Raw genomic sequence first — 20,301 nt, forward strand, 5'->3', positions numbered from 1 at the left:
ATGCACTGCTTTTACGAACTTTTATTGTTAATGAGCAAAGTAAATTCCTATTCCTTTACTCGTATTTCGCGTGAGCCTAGGAGTATTTATCGATAAATTCAGTGACGAGGGGACGAATGTTTTTTCGATACATAGAACCACTAAAAATACCGTAGTGCCCTGCTCCGGGTTGTAAATGATGTTTGCGCTTGTCTTTTGGTACATTAGTGCATAAATCTTGTGCCGCTTCAGTTTGGCCGATACCGCATATATCGTCGTCAGCGCCTTCCACTGTCAGTAGTGCTGTATCTCTAATCGCACCAAAGTTGACGGGCTTACCTGCATAGGTAATTGTATTATTTGCTAATTCATTGTTCTTGAATACGCGTTCAATCGTTTCTAGGTAAAACTCTGCAGGCATATCGAGAACTGCCATGTATTCATCATAAAACGCTCTAAAACGATCTGCGTCTTCTTTTTCGCCAAACAACAGGTTTTGAAAATACATTTGATGCTTTTTCATGTGTGTTTGTTTGTTCATCGAAATAAAGCCGCCGAGTTGCATAAAGCCCGGATACACTTGACGGCCCTCACCAGGATAGCCTACTGGCACTTTCATAATGGCAACATTTTTGAACCATGTCATTGGGCGCTCATGTGAAAACTCATTCACTCGTGTTGGATTCTTTGTCGTGTCAATTGGCCCTGCCATCAATGTTAAGGATTTGGGCGTATTTGGATTTTTTTCTTCAGCCATCACTGCAGTGGCGATTAATGCTTGCACCGTCGGTTGGCAGATAGCAATCATGTGCGAGTTATCACCTAAATGGTTTAGGAACTCGATAAGGTAGCTTACATAGCAGTCGAAGGAGAAAGGGCCCGCTTCTAGAGGTACTTCACGAGCATCTAGCCAATCAGTAATATACACTTCATGTTCAGGCAGCAAAGCTTCAACCGTTCCTTTAAGCAGTGTGGCGTGATGCCCTGAAAGAGGCGCGACTAATAGCACTTTGTCTTTTGCAACCTGACCACTGCGATTGAAATGAATCAAGTTGCAAAAGGGTAGGTTCATAACGACTTCTTCATTGACGCTAATTGTTTTACCGTCTACGTCGACAGAATCTATGTTAAATCCGAGTTTGTCATAGCGCTGAGTCACTCTGATTGCTGTCTCTAGAGTAGCGCTGGCAATGCGGCCAGTCCAAGTATATGAAAAAGGATTGCTTGGGTGAGAGACAATGTCATTCATTAAGCCAAAGCCTTCACTCATTAGTTGACCACCACGGGCCAAATAGTCATACGCTTGATAATTCATTTAATTTCCTCTGCTTCAGAATAGCACTTTGTATAATCACCCACGATATTATAAGTTCTTCTATTTTGCTGTGAGTATAAAAAGTAATTCTGAGGGATAAAAAAACTCCAACCACTAAGATCCTCTGTATCCTTGCGATTGGAGCTTTGTTAAAGGTTTTCTTTCTGCTCGATAGCAACAAAGATATAACGCTTTACTTTATTTTGCAGCAGCGGCAGCTGTCATTTTTGAGCTCAGCTCTTCGCTGATCCCTTTCATCATTTCGCCTGCTTTTGCTTGTGCGCCAGAAACGATAGTGTAAGTTTCCTTTGCAGCGTCTGTTACGGTTTCTTGTAAAGACTCTAAGTAAGCTTTTTGAGTTTCAGCAAGGCTCATTACGTCTTTTTGCTGGCTCGCTGTTTCAGCGAAAGAAACGCCACCACTCAATAGTGTAGAGAAAAGAGCATTTTGCTTTTCTGCTAATGCTTGAAGTGTAGACATGTTCAATGTTGCTAGTTCAGTTACTGGCTTCATCGACTCTTTAAGTTGTTCATTCATTTGTTCTAACATGATGTATCTCCGATTTAATTTAAAAAACTAATTACTTGGTCGCTGACTAACTTATTTAGTCGATTTTGTTGTCGTCGCGGTGGTTTTTGCGTCAACTTTACTACTCTTTACAGGCGCCGCTTTTGTTTTCGGCGTTGCTTTAACTTCATCTGCGCTTAAGGTGGCAACAGGCTTCGGTGCTGGTTTGACAGCAGCCTTTGGTGCCGTTGTTTTTGTTACCGTTTTTGCTGGCCCTTTCTTCGCTGCGGCTTTTGCTGGTTTTACAGCGGGCGCGGCCTTCGCTGGCGTCGTCTTAACTGTGTCTGCTTTTACTGGTGCAGATTTCATCTGAGCGTTATTTTTAGCAGGTGCTGTTTTTTTTGTGGCCGGTTTTGCTTTTGACGTAGTTGCTTTTTTAGTCGGTGTTACCTTTGATGGCGTCGCTGCCGTTACCGGCGCTGCTTGCATTTTTGCTACGGCAGCTTTGCTTGCTTCGCCTGCGCTTTCTAAACCTGTTTTCAGGGCATCAGCAAATTGCTGCGACACAGTATTCATCGTGCCATAGGTAGTTTTTGACGTACTTGTTAAGCGTTCTCTTACTGATTCGGCATACACTGATTGAGCAGCGAGTAGACCCTTTACTTCAGTTTGTTGAGACATCGTTTGTAACAGCTTTACACTGTCATCTAAAACACCTGACAAAAATTGAGTTTGTTGCTGAGAAACGGCTTCAAGTGCTTTCACATTAGCTGCAAATAAATCGCTAGCGGGTTGTGACGACTTTTTCATTTGTTCTGTAAATTGACCAAACATGACTTTTCCTCAATCTGATTTCGAATATTTATCACTAATTGCTGCGCTGCAACATTTCGTATGTTCAAATATTAGTCAATTTGAGAAGAAGATCAAGGATTATTTTGTTGCGGTGCAACATTTTCTTGATCTAAATTAGGATTGGACTGAGGAGCTTAAATTAAACAGCTGATTTAACTGTCTTTTTTGTTTTGAGGGTTCATGTTCCAAGCTGACATATTTTGTTCCATTATTTTTGAAAACATCCCGATCGGGCTGTTATCGACCATATTTTTCATCAAACCTTGGACTTTATCTTGCTGCTCAATAAACTGCACAATACTTTGTTCTAGGTACTGTCGAACGAATACTTCCATGTCGCTATCGTAGAAGCGGATAAGTTGTTTCAATAAAACATCAGTTAGCAATGACTGCTGTTCATTGGTTTCAGATTCGCTGATTATTTGAAGCAAGACCGACTTGGTTAGGTCTGCATCGGTTTTAGAATCGACAATTTTAAATTCAACACGGTCATTAATTAATACTTTGATAAAATCTAAGTTCACGTATTTGCTTTGTGAACTATCGTATAAACGCCTATTTGGATATTTTTTTATAACGACCAATGTAACCTCGACTCGATGAAAGATGGGGAGTATCAATACGCTAAATAGAGCGTACCTCTAAGGTTAGCTTAGTTTCCGATAAAAAGCATGTTTTGAAATTGAATCAATGCGGAGGTTTGGACTATTCGCCCAAACGTTTCATCACATATGTGCCTGGTGCATCCATTAATGCAGGGTAATCCTTGTGCTGTCCAGGTATTGGTGCAGTGAGCTTTTTGCCTGAAAGTGGAGACAACCACGAATGCCAGTCAGGCCACCATGAGCCAGCGTGCTCTGTGGCGCCTTCGAACCATTCGTCAGGGCTCTCAGGTAAATCCTCATTGATCCAATGTGGATACTTGCCACCTTTGGTTGGATTGATAACACCGGCCAAGTGTCCAGAACCAGCTAAGACAAAGCGACTGTCACCTGAAACAAGTTTAGTTCCTTCATATGCCCCTTTCCAAAGTACAATATGGTCAGCAATAGTAGAGAGGAAATAGCATGGTACATCGATATTACCTAGGTCGATACTTACGCCGTCAATAACCATAGCACCTGGGTCCTTGAGTTTGTTTTCCCAGTAAGTCGTGCGTAAGTATTGCTTGAAACATGCTGCGGGGATGTTTGTTGAGTCACTATTCCAATGCAGAATGTCGAAAGGAGCAGGATCTTTTCCTTTCAAATAATTGTCGATGAAGAACGACCAGAACAAGCTGTTCTCACGAAGTAAGCTGAAGCTCATACCGATAATTCGACCATCGAAGACGCCTTTAATATCTGCGTTCTGTTCAATCATCGGTAGCATGTCTTCTGAGAAATAATTAGCAACTTCGCCAGGTTCACTGAAGTCCAACAGCGTGGTTAAAAATGTCAGGGAATTAACTGATTCATCCTTCAGCCCTCTCAGATAGGCAACTGTCATGGCAGAGAGAGTGCCACCCACACAAAAGCCCGTTAAATTCACTTTCTTTTGTTTGGTAATCGTTTTGATCTGTTCAATTGCAGCGATAGGCCCTTTGCGCATGTAATCAACAAAGTCGTTATCTGCTAGTTCGGCTTCAGGGTTTACCCATGAAATCATAAATACAGAATAGCCCGCATCCAATAATCCCCGCACCATCGACTTCTTCTCGTCCAAATCGAGCACATAATATTTGTTGATAAAGGGTGGGGTGATCAGCATTGGGGTCTGATGATGTTGTTTGTGCAGAGGAGCGTAATGAATGAGTTGCATTAATTCATTTTGATATACAATTTTTCCAGGTGTATTCGCTAAGTTCTCGCCCAATACAAAACCACTACTGTCAGTTTGACGCATTTTAAAAGCTTCTAGTGGACTTTTCTCCAAGTCCTCCAAGAAGTTTTGCATCCCTTTTACTAAGTTTTGTCCTTTGCTCTTTAATACTTCTTCACACACTTCAGGATTCGTTAGTACAAAGTTTGTGGGGGAAAGGGAGTTCACGTACTGACGAGTAAAGAACTTGGCTTGTTTCTCGGCTTTTTCATCAGCAAATTCAATAGCGTCAATCATGCTGCTGAGCAAATCTGAATTCGCTAAGTAAGATTCCTTTATATAGTGGAATACAGGGTTTTCGTTCCAATCGCCATGCGCAAAGCGTTTGTCTTTCGATTGTTCTGCTACTTTGGTTTGTAAGGCTTCACCCATCATCGCCTTTGAAGCTTCCTGCCATAACTCAGCTTGTTTTTGCATGTAGTGCATTTGCTGTTGGATAAGCTTGTTTGAATCAACTTTAATATCGCCATTTAACAGAGCACCCAGTTTTTGTGGGTCGAATAAACTTTGCATATCAACAGAACCACCCTCAGCATTTTGGGCTGAGCGGGCAAGCACTTCTTGCGCCATGGTATTGAAGACAGCTGCGTACTTTTCGATATAGGCGAGTACTTCTTTTTCATCCGTTCCCATCTGTGTTCTCCATTTGCCGAGTGAGTGTTAGCGCTTTATCTTTTATTGTACTTAAATCGTTATTTGTTATTCGAGGCCAAGAATGACTCCATCATTTTTTGATAAGCGCTGAAGCCTGTTATGCCACTTTCCAATGACGGTTTGATGAAAGTTTCAAAGGCTTTCTGAGGATCTTGGGCACATTGTTTGGCCATATCCTCGGTAATGTCTGCATGTAACTTGCTAAAGTCGGGGAGTCCGAATATTTCACGCGCCTCTGCTGGGCTCAAATCTAGCTCGATCTTCACTTTCATAAACACCTCATTTAGACAAATCAGTTTACTGGCGAACTTTTAGCCTATGCCGCTGCCCTAATAAAGTCTATAGTTTTCGACCATGGTATTAGGCTAAAATACAGCGGACTCAACAAAAATAACAAGTTAATCATTACGAGTCTTTGCGCCAAATCACTAAGAGAAGTTAAGTTCATTGAAGATCAAAGAGATACCCTTACTCCCATTTAGATGGCTGAAGCGGCACTTCTGGAAACTATTTATTGTTTCTTTTGCTGCACTCGCTGCCTATTTTGTCTACATCGATGCGCAGGTGAAGCACCGGTTTGATGGAAATAAATGGCAAGTGCCTGCACAAATATTCGCTCGCCCTTTAGTGCTGCAGGAAAAACTCGAAATCAGCAAAGCTGAGGTAATGGATGAGTTACGACTTTTAGGCTATCGCAAAGTGGCTACAGCAAAATCCACTGGCGAATATCATGTGCATGCTGATCAGTTGCGTATTAAGCGCCGTTCTTTTCACTATCCTCAAGGCTTTGAGCCTGAAAGAGATATTCGCATAGTATGGGAAGGAAGTCGTATTTCGACGATCCAATTTATGTCTGATGGTGATTCGAATGGCCGTAATCGTCAGGTTGCTATGACACGTTTAGAGCCGTGGCTGGTGTCTCGTCTTGTAAAGGGTCTTGATGAGGATCGAATGTTAGTTGGTGCTGATGATATACCACCGCTCCTGCAGCAGGCACTGGTCATTGTGGAAGACCGAGATTTCTACGAGCATCATGGTATTGCGCCTACTTCTATCTTGCGCGCTTTTTTTGCCAATATCACTGCTGGACGCACGGTACAGGGCGGTAGCACTTTAACGCAGCAGTTAGCAAAAAACTTCTTCCTCACACGAGAGCGGTCTTATGTGCGCAAAGCGAAAGAAGCAGTCATGGCCTTGGTCATCGACTTTCGATATAGCAAAGAACAGATTCTAAACGCATATATAAATGAAGTGTTTTTGGGTCAGAATGGGGCTGTTGCAGTGCATGGATTTGGCCTAGCTAGCCATTTCTATTTTGACAAACCTTTGCCAGAGTTATCCGTGCCGGAAATTGCCACGCTGGTAGGCTTAGTTAAAGGTCCTTCTTATTACGCACCAAATAAATATAGAGAACGCGCACTTGAGCGCCGTAACTTGGTTCTTCGTCTATTGTTTGAGGCAAATGAAATAGATAGAAGTGATTATGAAGGTTACGTATCTACACCGCTAAATATCAATAGCAGCAAGAGTTTAGCTAGTGGCAAGCATCCAGCTTTTATGGATAAGGTGAGAGACGAACTTTACCAAGTGGTGAATCGGCCTTCAGAAAGATTATCCGGTGTTAAGGTTTATACGACGCTTGATATCAATGCCCAGCGTCGCGCAGAAGCAGCCTTGCAAGAAAAAGTTAAAGAGATCAGCGAACAGCGAAAGCAAACAGAATTGGAAGCCGCGATGGTGGTGTCCGATATACGCTCGGGTGAGATAAGAGCAATTGTGGGAGGCAAGAATACTAGCTTCAGCGGCTTCAATCGGGCTTTGAACGCTTATCGCCCCATCGGTTCATTGGTTAAACCCGCGGTATATTTAACGGCCTTAGAAGACTCAAGCAACTACAACTTAGCAACTATGTTAGAGGACACGCCTGTTAAGATGCGAAGCACAGGTGGAAAGTATTGGGAGCCCCTGAATGCCGATAAGCAATTTCGAGGACAAGTTGCGTTGATTGAAGCCTTAAGTAAGTCGTATAACGTGCCCACGGTTCGCTTAGGCATGGCATTAGGCTTGGATGAAGTAGCTTACACGATCAATCGTTTAGGTGTAGAGAAGGACATTGAATTAGTGCCCGCTTTGACGCTAGGCGCTATTGACCTATCACCTTTACAGGTCAATCAAATGTATCAAACTATTGCGAACAATGGTGTTTTCAATGAGTTACACAGCCTAACAGCAGTCACGTCTAACGAAAACGCGTTGTTGTATTTACGTGATGTAGACAGTGAAAATCGCATTGACGAGTCAGCTACTTACCTCATTAACTATGCTTTGCACAAAGTGACTTTAGAAGGCACCGGAAAAGCCATTCGACAAAACTTTCCTACAGTCAACATGGCGGGCAAGACTGGCACAACAAATGATTATCGAGATAGCTGGTTTGCAGGATTTGATCGCAATCTCGTCAGTAGCGTTTGGATGGGTGCTGACGAAAACTCGCCGGTGAATTTGTCTGGAGCCAGCGGTGCAATGCAAATCTACATTGCGTTTCAGCATCGACAATCACCTAAAAATCTATCGAGAAGATTCCCGCAAGGCTTAGGTATTGCGCATTTTGACGCAAGTACGGGTGAACTCTCAGCACCAGGTTGCGGCGAGATTATAAGTGTGCCGGCTATTTTGAGTGCTTTACCTTCACACTCCATGCCCTGCAATGGCAAGCAAGCGCCGGCGAAAGTCAAAGAGAAAAAACGAAGCCTCTGGGACCGTTTGTTCGGAGAATAAAACCACATTGCTCCTTACTGGGGCGATAATTTAAAAATGCACCATAAGGGTGCGTTTTTTGTATCTAAATATGTCTCTCATCTCATCATCTGTTTGAAAAATATAACTTTTATTTGTTGGCATTGCTCTTGAATAGCAAATCTTAATTGCAGGTATTACTAATGAAAAAAGCAGGAGCACATCATGAAACTAGTCACCGCAATCATTAAGCCTTTTAAGCTTGATGATGTTCGTGAAGCCATCTCAGAGATTGGCATCGACGGTTTGACCGTAACTGAAGTAAAAGGTTTTGGTCGCCAAAAAGGTCACACCGAGCTATATCGTGGCGCAGAATACCAAGTTGATTTTCTTCCGAAAGTGAAACTTGAGATTGCTGTGAATGACGACCAAGTAGAGCGCCTAGTTGAGGCAATCGTTGGTGCAGCGAAAACTGGCAAAATTGGTGACGGAAAAGTATTCGTCTATGACTTAGAGCAAGCAGTACGTATTCGTACTGGTGAAGCAGACGCAGACGCACTATAAAGTAGCGCAGTTAGATAATCGGAGTACAAAAATGGAAATCACATTCGAACTTGGGTATGCACTAGATACCTTTTATTTCTTAATCTGCGGCGCACTTGTTATGTGGATGGCTGCAGGTTTTACTATGTTAGAAGCGGGTCTTGTACGCGCTAAAAACACCACAGAAATTTTAACCAAGAACGTGTCGCTATATGCAATATCGTGCATCATGTACATGATTTGTGGTTATAGCATCATGTACGGCGGTGACGATTTTAGTTTCTTCCTTAAAGATATCACTGGCGATGGTGTAACTGGCGCAGAAGAGCCTGCAGGTTACGCGCCTTCAGCTGATTTCTTCTTCCAGGTTGTTTTCGTTGCAACAGCAATGTCTATTGTATCGGGTGCCGTTGCTGAGCGTATGAAGCTTTGGGCTTTCTTAGCGTTTGCAGTTGTGCTTACCGCAGTAATCTATCCAATGTCTGGTTCTTGGACTTGGGGTGGGGCTGATGTTTTTGGTATGTTTAATCTTGGTGCTCCTGTACCAGAAGATGCTGCCGCAGATTGGATGCCAGCATTTAGATTCTCAGATTTTGCAGGTTCAGGTATTGTTCATATGGCCGGCGCGGCAGCAGCTTTGGCGGGTGTTTTGGTACTTGGAGCTCGTAAAGGTAAATATGGAAAAGATGGCAAAGCCAATGCGATTCCAGGTGCTAACTTACCATTAGCAACCTTAGGTACATTCATCCTATGGATGGGTTGGTTTGGTTTTAATGGTGGCTCTGTGCTTGCGACCGCTAGTGTTGATAGCGCAAACTCTGTTGCAGTCGTGTTCATGAATACGAACATGGCGGCTGCAGGTGGCTTAGTTGCTGCACTATTGTTAGCTCGTATATTGTTTGGTAAAGCTGACTTAACCATGGCGCTAAACGGTGCATTGGCTGGTCTGGTGGCCATTACTGCTGAACCTTCAACACCAACTGCTTTACAAGCAACCTTATTCGGTGCTTTAGGTGGTGCGTTGGTAGTAGGAAGTATCCTTGCGCTTGATAAGCTTAAAATTGATGATCCAGTCGGTGCTATCTCTGTGCATGGTACTGTCGGTTTACTTGGTCTATTGCTAGTTCCGATTACTAACCCACTTACTGTTGATGTTGTCGCTGGTGAAACCGGTGGTGCCACGTTTGTTGGGCAATTGGTTGGCGCACTCACTATCTTTGTTTGGGTATTCTTTACTAGCCTAGTCGTTTGGTTAGCTCTGAAAGCTATCATGGGCATCCGTGTAAGCGAAGAAGAAGAATACGACGGTGTTGATATCAGCGAGTGTGGTTTGGAAGCCTATCCAGATTTCACCAGCGGTCGTTCATAAGACAGCTAAAAGGAGTTGGCTAAGGATCGCCAACTCTTATCAGGGAAACACATGGACGTAGTAAGGATGCACCCATTGGTGTGAAAATAAAAACAAATACATACCAATAGTTAATGTCACATTAACGCAAAACCCCAGCTTACTGAGTAGACTGGGGTTTTTTGTTTTGCACAAAAAATCAGCAAGCCCTACCCAGTTCAGTGCATTTCATAAACATGAAAATTTGTATCTGCATGATTAATATACATAATTATTCTGGCACTAATTCTGCTTTTGTTACCTTATTCTACATAAATAGCGATAACGGTTTAACGTGTGATGGAAATAGATATCGTTTTATTTGTAGCGACCCTCTTACTGGCTGGCGCCATAGCAGGAATCACGTCAGGTTTATTTGGTAATGGCGGTGGATTTGTTGTGGTACCAGTGCTGCTAGCTGTTTTTCCGCTTTTTTCTGAATCTAGTGTAGACATTATGCGGGTTGCGGTGGGTACATCTTTAGCATCAATTGTCATCTCCAGTGCGCGCTCGGTGCAAGCGCATAAACGCAAAGGCGCAGTTGACTTCGACGTTTTAAAGGCATGGACAGGATGGCTCATCGTGGGCGTTATTTTTGGTCTAGTGATAGCGTCATCTACAACAAGTGAGGTTTTGGTCTTTGTATTTGCCAGTGGCGTTTTACTTTATTCGATTTATTTCCTATTTCCACACATGTTTGTTTTCCGGTCTGCCTCTTTATCCATGCCAACAGGGTTTATTCGGGCAGGCCTAGTCACTTTTTTGGGAGGATTCTCTGCGTTGCTGGGGATCGGTGGTGGCACTATAACCGTGATGACAATGACGATATGTGGCAGACAAGTCCATCAATCTATCGCAACTGCAGCGGGAGTGGGCTTTATCATTGGCCTGCCAGGAGCGCTCGGATTTTTATTCATGGGGCAGGGCTCAGAAAACCTACCCTATGGCACACTCGGCTACGTCAATATACCAGCCCTTATTTCGATTAGTTTGGCTTCTATTGTAACCGCACCACTTGGCGCTCAGCTGGCACATAGCCTGAACGAGTTTCATTTGAAACGCTTGTTTGGCTTGTATTTGGTAGTGGTTGCTCTTTCTATGTTTTACAAAGTTATTTGAACTAACTTACTCAATAAAAAAGGTGAAGGAATGAATGATAGTATAAGTAGACGTTTGTTTTTAAGAGGTTCGGTAGCAACGGCAACGGCGTTAATTGCGGGCGCCTGTGCCAGCAGCAATGTTTATGCACTGTCCACGAATAGCGAAAAGTTAGGCTTACATTATGGACCAAAGCTTGGTATTGCTAAACTTGATTCAAATGAGAATCCATATGGTCCCAGTAAAGCGGCTCTAGAACAAATGGCTTTGGCGAGTGCGAAAGGAGCTTATTATGCGAGCGAGCCATATCGTTACCTTGTTTCTATGATTGCGGAAAAGAATAGCCTTAGCCCTAAAAATATTTCTCTCAGCTCCGGATCTAGCGGTGTATTGACGTATGCGGCTATCGCGGCATCTCAAACTGGCAAGATATTAGGTCCAGATTTGTTCTGGGATACGACAGCTAGAGCGCCGGAGAGGGCCGGTGGAGACAAGATAAAACGTATTGCTAAAACAAGTGATCTTAGCATTGATCTAGATGCCTTATATGCTGCAATTGACGACGATGTAGCAATGGTTCAAGTAACGAATCCAAATAACCCTACGGGCATGCTTACTGATGCAAGGAAGCTTAGAGAGTTTTGTATAAAAGCTTCGAAGAAGACCTTGGTATTAGTAGATGAAGCATATAATGAAGTGACGGATATGCCAGCTGAAAACTCAATGGTGTCGTTGGTCAGAGAAGGCTACAACGTGGTTATCGCTAAAACATTTTCAAAACTATATGGTTTGGCGGGTATGCGAGTGGGTTATATGATGGCGCCTGAAGCGTTGGTAGAGCAAATTACTCGATTTGGACTAGGAGGCTATGCAATGAATCAAGCTGGCCTCGCGGCGGCAATTGCAAGCTATAATGACGAAGCGTTCCTGAAAATGTCTAAGTCAAAAATTATTGAAGGCCGAGAGATGGTAAACGATGCTGTCAAAGCAAATGGACTATATGCTTTACCTTCACAAACCAGTTTTGTATTTGTCGACTTGGGTCAAGGCAATGCTGATATCTTTCGTGAAAGAATGGCACAACAAAATGTGCTAATACGCGGGATATATCAAGACTACAAAAACTGGTCTAGGGTTAGTATGGGCTTGCTGGAAGATGTCCAAAAATATGTCGATGCATTGCCAAGAGCACTAGAGGAAACACTTCGTTCAACATAATAGTCACTTATAAACGAGAAACTTGAACGGCATTGCGTCCTTTGCTCTTAACTCGATATAAGGCGATATCTGCTTCTTTAAGCATAAACTGAGGGCTAATCGAGCTCACTTCGGTATTGCAGATAGTCGCACCACCAATACTGATAGTAATGTGCTCTGCAACACTGCTACTTTTATGTGGTTCTTTAAGCGTTTCTATTGCTAACCTAAGGTCCTCAGCAACCTTACAAGCACCCTCATGATCACAGTTGGGCAACAGACAGACAAATTCTTCGCCGCCATAACGCGCTATTAAATCGACTTCTCTTTTGAGACTTTGTTTGAGCGTAGTGGCGACGGCTATGAGGGCTTCGTCACCTTTGATATGGCCATATTCATCGTTATACAGCTTAAAAAAATCAACATCGATGAGGAGAATTGACAGTGCTTGTTTGTTTCGTTTTGCTAAATCGAAAGTGTTTAGGAATAGTTTATCGAACGCACGACGGTTGGCTATTTTGGTTAAGCCGTCTTGCATGGCCAACTGAGAAAGCTCTTTCTTTTGCTGCTCAATGGTGTCGACATAACTGTCGAAGGTAAGTGCAATATCGCTGATTTCATCTTTTAATTTGGTGTTTAAAAATTTTCTATCAAACTGAGATACATAGTTGTTGAGGCCTATTAAGCGGACGATGACTCGCTGTCTTAATTGCCACGCAATAAAACCAAACAATACAATACAGATAAACACAAAGAAGCCTAATAGACGAATTTGCAAGTCGATAGTTTCTTTTTCATTTTGGGCATTTGCTAGAATTTTTTTATTGATGACCGCACTTTTAAAGTTCAATGCTCGAGCAAAATCACTCACTAGCTTTTCTGTAAAATTCCCCCTACCAGTGGTTCGTCCTTTTATTCGAAGCTGCTTTACACGGAGGTTTATTAAACCCTGTTCGCCAAGAACGATGTCTTGAAAGTCTGCATTCAATGTAGACAATCTCTCTCCAAGATACGCAGGTTGTATCGTTTGAATGTAAGCATACTTGTTTCTGATTTTCTGACTAGATTTGCGAATTTGATTGAGTTTATCAGCACTCATTAGGTTGGCCGACATGATGGTCAGTTGGGAGAATTCTTCAAACCACGATGACGAAGATGTGCGAGTTGCCTTTGATATCGTGGCCGACAATGCTTTTGCCTCGTCAAATAAGGCATACAATTTACGCTCAACATCACTGGCTTTTTGATTTGTTTCCAAACGAAGTGTCACTAAGTCGTCAAGTTCATCTAGTTCAAATTTGATTGCTTCATATTCTTTTAACACTACCTCATCGAGCTTTGCAGCGCGCAATTGTTCTTCGATCTGATTGAGCTCGCTCTGTATTTTTTTATTCGCAATCCGCAAGGCGGGGTGGCTATCTGCGGTAGATAGCTTTTCAGTATAGAAAACTAACCTTTCACTGCGATTCGCAATACTATCGAACGATATGATTGTCGGTATTGAATCAAGTAGTGAGGATTCTAAGGCTGCTCTAAAGGTATTTAATTGATAGTAAACCGAGATCGTTAGAGACAAGAAAATGAGGAACAAAACACTGAAAGCACTTGTGAACACTTTGTTTAATGAAAAGCGTTTCTGAGATTTATTGTGTTTTTTAGCTGATATCACTGTTCAGCACCTTTTAGCTTAGCCGCGTTGACTATACGGTTCTGCTTCTCAACACTGATCACCTTTGTTTGTAAAATTGAATACAACACTAGGTCTGACAAGATAATCCGCTCATTCTGTGAGTTTTCAATAAGCTGACCATTAGCAAATTCAGTGTATCCGTCGCCTCCGTTATACAGATAGTCAGTGGTAGCGAGGGTATATAATTTGTCTGCTTGGATCTCTTCTCCTTGAATCTTGATGCTAAGCATTCGACTGTTAGCAGGTCTTGAGCTATCGAAAATCATCTCTGCACCGCTCAATTGAGGGAACCTTCCTTTATTGTAGTCAAATTCAGAAACACTCAGTTCTAAGGCTTCTAGTAGATCCTGACCCAATATTTGTACTGTGACGATCCCCGCTCTAAAAGGGAGTTCGCTGACTAAGTTCTTTCGTGTAAAAACATGAGATGGAGCATATACAGTATCACCTCTAATGCCACCGCTATTTATAATCGCAATGTCTGCATCGGTGTAGTCCAACATTGCGTCAGTGATCATATTAGCAAATTCATTCTCTGAACTTCTGGTGGCATTACGAAAGGTATTGAATCCCTTTTTCACGGTAGCAATTGGAAGATTCATGAGTCGGTCTAAACGCTGAACATAATCTAATTCTAGGCTAGCAATGTCTGGATCCAGTGCAAAGCGACTCAAGGTTTGTCGCTGCCATTGAATATCAATTGATTCGTCACTCTGTTTTGAAATCTGAAGTAAGGCAAAATCTCCAGCTTCAGTAATCAGTATTTTGTTATCGATATTTTTCGACTTTTCTATCTCGCGCTCTGGCGCGAAATGATCTTTTGATAGGGTAATATCAACAACCTTACGTTCCAGCAAGTCATCGAGTTCGGGAAACAAACTTCCATGCATCACGATAATTAACTCAGCCCCGGCACGTCGCAATATTTCAGCTTCTTGAGTAACGCTTGTTGAAATATCTTCAACAACCACTCTGTTTAGCAAATATTGTTGCTTAGCCAAGGGATCGACCACCGCCATGATGCCAATTTTTATTCCAGCGCGTTCTATGGTGACTGACTTCATGAGTCCGTTTTGCATCGAGTTTTGAAGTGGATCGAAAATGTTGCTAGCGACCATTGGAAAAACAGCTTCGAAGGAGCGCAGCGATAGCTGTTCTTCAAAGTAACTATATTCTCTTTTAGTAACGCCCATTGCGTCGGGTTCAATACTATTGAGCAAATCGACTATATGCGAACCGCTATCAAATGACGACATTGGGCTGGGACCTAAACTATTTCCGCCGAAAAGGAATAAGGTATCGGCTTGTGCGGCGCGATATTGTTTAACCGCGGTGGCTAGCTGGGCATAACTTCCCGATTCATTTTGCCCAATAATGGGCATGTCTGCAGCGAATAAGATGGTTAAGGTGTCTGACTGAGGAAAGCAAAAGCGTGAAAAACTGAATAATAACAGCAGGCTAGCAATCGTTTTTAAGTTCATATAACTAGACTTTTTTTGGATATTTTTAGTAAATATGAGAGGTGCTTTCATGGCTATAGAGTAAACACAATCGACGATTGTTGCAATTATGCTTTAGTTTTAAGTCACTTTTATGTTTTGAATGCTAAAACGTTTAATAATTGTGGATATTTTTGGCAGTGGTCTAAAACGCGGGTACACTGTATTAAAGTGTTCAAATAACTAGAAAAATAAGAGTACAGCATGATAAAAGTTCTAAAATTTTCCGCTATCGTCCTGATGACCAGTATGGTTTGCTCTGTCGGTGCCTACGATAGAGTGACTGGCGAACCTTTTGCTTCCCGCTCAGAAGTCATTGCGCAAAACGGAATGGCAGCCACTAGCCAACCTTTGGCCACGCAAGTTGCCATTGATGTACTTAAAGCTGGCGGAAACGCTGTCGATGCTGCTATCGCAGCAAACGCAATGCTTGGTTTGGTAGAACCGACTGGATGCGGTATCGGTGGTGATTTATTTGCAATAGTTTGGGATGCAGAATCACAAAAGCTATACGGATTAAATGCATCAGGCCGTTCGCCAAAAGGCTTAACTATCGATTACTTTAAACAGCAAGGCTTAGATCGTATTCCCGCGTTTGGCCCTTTACCCGTTTCTGTGCCGGGTGCAGTGGATGGTTGGTATCAGCTACATGGGCGCTTCGGTTCTAAGTCGATGCAAGAACTGCTTGCTCCATCTATTCGATATGCGCGAGACGGGTTTCCTGTTTCAGAGTTAATTGCCTACTACTTTGAAATGAATCAGAAGCGTATTGGCCAGTACCCTGGATTTGAAGAAACCTTCACTATCAATGGTAAAACGCCAAAGAAAGGCCAAATTTTTAGAAATCCCAACCTAGCAGCTACTTACGAAAAAATAGCAACAGGCGGGCGCGATGCCTTCTATAAAGGTGATATCGCGCGCACGATTGGTGGTTTTATGCAGAATCAGGGCGGTTTGTTGAGCTATCAAGATCTTGCTACCCATACGTCGGAATGGATAGAGCCTGTCTCGACCAATTATCGTGGTTACGATGTGTGGGAGTTACCACCAAATGGACAAGGTATTGCTGCTCTACAGATTCTCAATTTACTTGAACTCTATGATTTGGAAAGCATGGGACGTGATAGTGCTGAGTTTGTTCACACCTTTGTTGAAGCGAAAAAGTTAGCGTTTGAAGACCGAGCTAAATTTTATGCTGATCCCGATTTTAATGAGATCCCAGTAGACTGGTTAATCTCAAAAGATTACGCAGCTGAGCGTCAAAAGCTGATTGATGCAAACACTGCGGCAAAGCGTGTTGATGCTGGCAAACATGACGGTGACACGATTTACCTAACAGTCGCTGACAGCAAAGGCAACATGGTATCTTTGATCCAAAGTAATTACCGAGGCATGGGCTCGGGTATGATACCCACCGATTTAGGCTTTGTTCTGCAGAACCGGGGTGAAATGTTTTCTTTAGACAAGGACCACTTTAACAGTTTGGAGCCAGGCAAGCGTCCGTTTCATACCATCATTCCTGCATTCGTCACTAGAAATAACAAACCTCTGATGAGTTTCGGTGTGATGGGTGGCGGTACGCAACCACAAATGCACGCTCAAATTATTATCAATATGATTGATTTTGGTATGAATTTGCAAGAAGCGGGCGATGCACCTCGTATTCTGCATACAGGTTCCAGCTCTCCTGAGGGAGATGTCATGGTAGATGGCGGCTTTGTTAGCTTAGAGTCTGGTTTTTCGCATAAGACGAGACGTGAGCTGTTGAAGATGGGACACACCATTAAAGATGTCTCCGGTGCGTTCGGTGGCTATCAGGCTATTATGCTAGACGATAAAAATAAAGTGTACTATGGTGCATCGGAAACGAGAAAAGATGGTCAAGCCGCAGGATACTAAGTAAATGAGTCAACCGCAAAAAGGGATTTGTGCAGAGCCAAATCTGCACGCCCAATACCTGTTGTTTAATGTGGTTGATGATGACTTTCCAGCCATTCGTGAGAAGCTTTCGCGCTTGCTCGATCTGTTTGAGCATTTCGATGACGAGCATTATGAGGCAATGGTGTCTGGCGTAATCGGTGTCGGTGCCAGCTTTTGGTCAGAGCTCTATCCAATTAGTCGTCCCCAAGAACTCAATGCATTTCCCGATATGCAGAGTGAAGACCGTTGCGCACCTGTACTGCAATGTGACCTATATATTCAAATCCGCGCTGACCGTTTAGACATCTGTCATGCCATTGGTATTGAAGTACTCGACCTTTTAAGAGTGCACGTAGAGTTGGTTGAGCAAGTGAGCGCGTTTCGCTATCTAGATGGACGAGACCTTACCGGCTTCATGGTGAATGAAGACAATCCGCGAGGAATGAAGAAATTTGATATTGCCATTGTGGGTGATAGTGATCCCGAGTTCAAAGGTGGTAGTTATCTTCACATTCAGCGTTATCGTCACGATATGACGCGTTGGAATGCCTTAGCCTTACGTCGTCAAGAAGCTATTATGGGGAAAACCAAAGAACACAATCTACCATTGGTCGATACCGGGCGGTCTTCTCATACGTTTAGGACGAAACTGACCGGTCCTCAAGGTGAATACCCTAGCTTATTGAAGCAAAGTATGCCCTACGGTGATATGCTGATGCAGGGCTTGTTTTTTGTGAGTTGTGCCAACAATAGTAAGTCATTCCGAGAAATGCTGCATAGCCGCGTATTTGGTGATGAACTAGGGCACTACGACCGACTCTTAGATTATTCAAATGCAGAAACAGGCGCCGCGTTTTTCGCTCCTTCTATTCAATTTATCAAGCGTGCTGCAAAAGAATACGAAGATGGTAAGGTACCTTTTTGATGAGCGCCCCTCTTGCTATCCAAATAGATAAACTTCGTTTTGCTTATGATGCTGGAAAGCCTGTTTTAGCAATAGAAAACTGGCAAGTGAAAACGCAAGAACGTGTATTCTTATATGGACCATCAGGCTGTGGCAAGAGTACATTATTGAGTTTGATGTCAGGCTTATTAGTTCCTAATGAGGGAAGCATAACAATCGACGAAACGCTTATTTCTAGTTTAAAACCTAGCGAGCGAGACAGTTATCGCGCACAACATATTGGTGTGGTGCTACAGCAGTTTAACCTTGTACCTTATTTATCGGTTATCGATAACATTAAATTGGCGTGCTATTTTTCAAAAAATATGGACGACAACAGTGTTGGTATTGAGGAACACGCGTCAGAACTGCTACTCAAGCTACAACTCCCACTCGATTTATTACATCAACGCGCCGATGCTCTGAGCGTAGGCCAGCAACAGCGAATAGCAATCGCTCGCGCACTCATAAACACTCCCCGTTTGATGATTGTTGATGAGCCAACTTCTGCACTAGATGAGGATGCGACAAGTGCTTTTATGGATGTACTGTTAGAGACTGTTCATTCTTGCAAGGCGAGTCTCATATTTGTTAGCCATGATAAGCGCTTGTCCACATACTTTGACCGGGTTCAATCTTTACCAGACTTGAATGAGGCGGCGAAGTAAATGAGATTTAGAGTCGCTAAACAAAGCCTCTTGAATCGCAAAGTGAGCGTGTTACTTACCTTTTTTGCTCTGGTAGTGAGTGTCTGCTTGTTGATTTCCATTGAACATATTCGCAATGAAGCAAAGCAAAGCTTTTATCGCACTGTATCTGGTGTCGATTTGATTGTAGGTGGCCGAACAGGGCCTATCAACCTTCTTCTTAGCTCTGTATTTAGGGTCGGGGCGAACGCAAATGCAGTGAGTTGGGAAAGTTACCAAGAGATCATCGAAAAACCACAAGTAAAGTGGTCAATTCCGCTCTCATTAGGTGATTCACATAAAGGGTTTGCTGTGATTGGTACAACCAACGCCTATTTTGAACATTATCGCTTTGGTGATAAAAGCAGTTTGGCGTTCGCCAATGGTCAACGTTTTGCTGGCACCTTTGATTTAGTCCTAGGTGCCGATGTAGCAAACAAACTAGGCTATCAATTAGGTGATGAGGTCATTATTTCTCATGGTGTTGGTAGCGTTAGTTTTAGTCACCACGATGCACATCCATTTAAGGTGACGGGGATATTAAAGCCGACAGGTACTCCTGTAGACCAAGCCATTCATATAGGCTTAAGCGCGGTAGAAGCTGTACACCAAACCCCTCAGCGCTCGCTAAGTCGTTCAAGTTTGAAGAAGCCTGCTTCAGATAAAGTAGTTGAATCGCAGACTCACGAAGGAAGTGAGCACGACCAGCATGAGCATGACCACGACCATCACGAGCAAGAGCATGGCCATCATGAGCATGAGCAAAAACAGGCAGATTCGCCACTCGTTCATCATGAACATGCAGAGTTAGCGCTTGAACCTAGTCAAATTTCAGCGTTTATGTTGGGTTTGCAGTCTCGCATTGCTGTGTTGCAAGTTCAAAGGCAAGTTAACCAATATAATAATGAAGCGTTATCCGCCATTATCCCTGGTGTTGCTTTAGCTGAGTTGTGGAGGCTAGTCGGCGCAGTCGAAAATGTGCTCCGCGTAATTTCAGCCGCAGTGCTCATTGCTAGCCTCTTGGGTCTTTGCACTATGTTATTGGCAACCCTAAGAGAACGGAAGCAGGAAATTGCAGTACTAAGAGTCATGGGAGCCAAACCTAGTTTTGTTTTCTGGTTAATTGAACTAGAAGCACTGACCATTGCCGCCTTTGCTTGTGTCAGCGGCTTAGCCCTTATCGTTTCTGGTATTTGGCTCAGCAGAGACTTTATGCTCGCAGAATATGGAATGGCCTTGAGTGTCGATATTTTCTCGGCACACACCGCAGTGATGCTTGGTGTTATTATGTTATCAACCTTTCTGATTGCACTCGTCCCTAGCTTCAGTGCTTACAAAAGTGCTCGACTGGTATAAACCTCAATTCGAAAATATTTTTTATCTTGAACATTGTTATTTGTCGTATTCGTAATCATATTGTGATGTATAACAG

General features: G+C 43.0%; 17 protein-coding genes. 9 read left to right on the forward strand and 8 right to left on the reverse strand.

Annotated elements, in window-relative coordinates:
• Positions 1–76: 76 nt before the first annotated feature.
• The 6 genes from RM556_RS09155 to RM556_RS09180 all read right to left on the reverse strand — a co-directional run bounded on the left by RM556_RS09155 (position 77) and on the right by RM556_RS09180 (position 5,442).
• Positions 77–1,294, reverse strand: a complete 1,218-nt coding sequence (locus RM556_RS09155; protein WP_311374425.1) for a polyhydroxyalkanoate depolymerase — start codon at positions 1,292–1,294, stop codon at positions 77–79.
• Between the two features lie 198 nt (positions 1,295–1,492).
• A complete protein-coding gene (locus RM556_RS09160; RefSeq protein ID WP_311361053.1) occupies positions 1,493–1,843 on the reverse strand; it encodes a phasin family protein in 351 nt (116 codons plus the stop codon).
• Between the two features lie 51 nt (positions 1,844–1,894).
• Positions 1,895–2,635 (reverse strand): TIGR01841 family phasin, encoded by a 741-nt coding sequence (phaP, locus tag RM556_RS09165; RefSeq protein ID WP_311374426.1) that lies wholly within the window; start codon positions 2,633–2,635, stop codon positions 1,895–1,897.
• A 173-nt stretch (positions 2,636–2,808) separates the two neighbouring features.
• Positions 2,809–3,276 carry a polyhydroxyalkanoate synthesis repressor PhaR gene (gene phaR, locus RM556_RS09170; protein WP_311361055.1) on the reverse strand — a complete coding sequence of 156 codons (468 nt, stop codon included), beginning with the start codon at positions 3,274–3,276 and terminating at the stop codon, positions 2,809–2,811.
• Between the two features lie 85 nt (positions 3,277–3,361).
• Entirely contained in the window at positions 3,362–5,149 is a 1,788-nt protein-coding gene (locus RM556_RS09175) for a class I poly(R)-hydroxyalkanoic acid synthase (protein WP_311374427.1), read from the reverse strand.
• 59 nt (positions 5,150–5,208) lie between these two features.
• Positions 5,209–5,442, reverse strand: coding sequence for a hypothetical protein (locus RM556_RS09180; protein ID WP_311374428.1), 234 nt, complete (start codon positions 5,440–5,442; stop codon positions 5,209–5,211).
• 175 nt (positions 5,443–5,617) lie between these two features.
• Between RM556_RS09180 and mrcB the strand changes: the two genes are divergently transcribed.
• From mrcB to RM556_RS09205, 5 genes are all read left to right on the forward strand, one after another.
• Positions 5,618–7,948, forward strand: coding sequence for a penicillin-binding protein 1B (mrcB, locus tag RM556_RS09185; protein WP_311374429.1), 2,331 nt, complete (start codon positions 5,618–5,620; stop codon positions 7,946–7,948).
• 183 nt (positions 7,949–8,131) lie between these two features.
• Positions 8,132–8,470: a P-II family nitrogen regulator gene (gene glnK / locus RM556_RS09190; RefSeq protein ID WP_101182143.1), complete on the forward strand. Its 339-nt coding sequence runs from the start codon at positions 8,132–8,134 to the stop codon at positions 8,468–8,470.
• 31 nt (positions 8,471–8,501) lie between these two features.
• A complete protein-coding gene (amt, locus tag RM556_RS09195; protein WP_311374430.1) occupies positions 8,502–9,818 on the forward strand; it encodes an ammonium transporter in 1,317 nt (438 codons plus the stop codon).
• Positions 9,819–10,136: 318 nt separating this feature from the next.
• Positions 10,137–10,955, forward strand: coding sequence for a sulfite exporter TauE/SafE family protein (locus RM556_RS09200; protein WP_311374571.1), 819 nt, complete (start codon positions 10,137–10,139; stop codon positions 10,953–10,955).
• Positions 10,956–10,985: 30 nt separating this feature from the next.
• The gene (locus RM556_RS09205; RefSeq protein WP_311374431.1) at positions 10,986–12,152 is read left to right on the forward strand and encodes a histidinol-phosphate transaminase; all 1,167 of its coding nucleotides are present in this window, start codon (positions 10,986–10,988) and stop codon (positions 12,150–12,152) included.
• A gap of 7 nt (positions 12,153–12,159) precedes the next feature.
• On the opposite strand, the gene RM556_RS09210 is transcribed toward RM556_RS09205, so the two are convergent.
• Both RM556_RS09210 and RM556_RS09215 read right to left on the reverse strand, forming a co-directional pair.
• A complete protein-coding gene (locus RM556_RS09210; RefSeq protein WP_311374432.1) occupies positions 12,160–13,800 on the reverse strand; it encodes a GGDEF domain-containing protein in 1,641 nt (546 codons plus the stop codon).
• Complete coding sequence (locus tag RM556_RS09215) at positions 13,797–15,302, reverse strand: 5'-nucleotidase C-terminal domain-containing protein (protein WP_311374433.1); 1,506 nt, start codon at positions 15,300–15,302, stop codon at positions 13,797–13,799. The genes RM556_RS09210 and RM556_RS09215 overlap by 4 nt, the downstream gene beginning before the upstream one ends.
• Positions 15,303–15,524: 222 nt before the next feature.
• On the opposite strand from RM556_RS09215, the gene ggt reads away from it, so the two are divergent.
• The 4 genes from ggt to RM556_RS09235 are packed head-to-tail and all read left to right on the forward strand — an operon-like array spanning position 15,525 to position 20,225.
• Entirely contained in the window at positions 15,525–17,219 is a 1,695-nt protein-coding gene (gene ggt / locus RM556_RS09220) for a gamma-glutamyltransferase (protein WP_311374434.1), read from the forward strand.
• A 4-nt stretch (positions 17,220–17,223) separates the two neighbouring features.
• A complete protein-coding gene (locus RM556_RS09225; RefSeq protein WP_311361064.1) occupies positions 17,224–18,165 on the forward strand; it encodes a Dyp-type peroxidase in 942 nt (313 codons plus the stop codon).
• Entirely contained in the window at positions 18,165–18,851 is a 687-nt protein-coding gene (locus tag RM556_RS09230; RefSeq protein WP_311361065.1) for an ATP-binding cassette domain-containing protein, read from the forward strand. Before RM556_RS09225 ends, RM556_RS09230 begins: the two co-directional genes overlap by 1 nt.
• Positions 18,852–20,225 (forward strand): FtsX-like permease family protein, encoded by a 1,374-nt coding sequence (locus RM556_RS09235; protein ID WP_311361066.1) that lies wholly within the window; start codon positions 18,852–18,854, stop codon positions 20,223–20,225. It begins immediately after the preceding gene.
• Positions 20,226–20,301 lie beyond the last annotated feature (76 nt).

Source organism: Alteromonas sp. W364 (assembly GCF_031846205.1).
Taxonomy (GTDB): domain Bacteria; phylum Pseudomonadota; class Gammaproteobacteria; order Enterobacterales; family Alteromonadaceae; genus Glaciecola; species Glaciecola blandensis.

What these genes read in the sequence shown, in the direction of transcription:
- glnK (WP_101182143.1), top strand. Translation starts at nt 8,132, where the DNA reads ATGAAACTAGTCACCGCAATCATTAAGCCTTTTAAGCTTGATGATGTT.
- RM556_RS09175 (WP_311374427.1), bottom strand. Translation starts at nt 5,149, where the DNA reads ATGGGAACGGATGAAAAAGAAGTACTCGCCTATATCGAAAAGTACGCA.
- RM556_RS09230 (WP_311361065.1), top strand. Translation starts at nt 18,165, where the DNA reads ATGAGCGCCCCTCTTGCTATCCAAATAGATAAACTTCGTTTTGCTTAT.
- amt (WP_311374430.1), top strand. Translation starts at nt 8,502, where the DNA reads ATGGAAATCACATTCGAACTTGGGTATGCACTAGATACCTTTTATTTC.
- RM556_RS09160 (WP_311361053.1), bottom strand. Translation starts at nt 1,843, where the DNA reads ATGTTAGAACAAATGAATGAACAACTTAAAGAGTCGATGAAGCCAGTA.
- phaP (WP_311374426.1), bottom strand. Translation starts at nt 2,635, where the DNA reads ATGTTTGGTCAATTTACAGAACAAATGAAAAAGTCGTCACAACCCGCT.
- RM556_RS09235 (WP_311361066.1), top strand. Translation starts at nt 18,852, where the DNA reads ATGAGATTTAGAGTCGCTAAACAAAGCCTCTTGAATCGCAAAGTGAGC.
- RM556_RS09225 (WP_311361064.1), top strand. Translation starts at nt 17,224, where the DNA reads ATGAGTCAACCGCAAAAAGGGATTTGTGCAGAGCCAAATCTGCACGCC.
- RM556_RS09155 (WP_311374425.1), bottom strand. Translation starts at nt 1,294, where the DNA reads ATGAATTATCAAGCGTATGACTATTTGGCCCGTGGTGGTCAACTAATG.
- ggt (WP_311374434.1), top strand. Translation starts at nt 15,525, where the DNA reads ATGATAAAAGTTCTAAAATTTTCCGCTATCGTCCTGATGACCAGTATG.
- RM556_RS09180 (WP_311374428.1), bottom strand. Translation starts at nt 5,442, where the DNA reads ATGAAAGTGAAGATCGAGCTAGATTTGAGCCCAGCAGAGGCGCGTGAA.
- RM556_RS09200 (WP_311374571.1), top strand. Translation starts at nt 10,137, where the DNA reads ATGGAAATAGATATCGTTTTATTTGTAGCGACCCTCTTACTGGCTGGC.
- RM556_RS09205 (WP_311374431.1), top strand. Translation starts at nt 10,986, where the DNA reads ATGAATGATAGTATAAGTAGACGTTTGTTTTTAAGAGGTTCGGTAGCA.
- RM556_RS09215 (WP_311374433.1), bottom strand. Translation starts at nt 15,302, where the DNA reads ATGAACTTAAAAACGATTGCTAGCCTGCTGTTATTATTCAGTTTTTCA.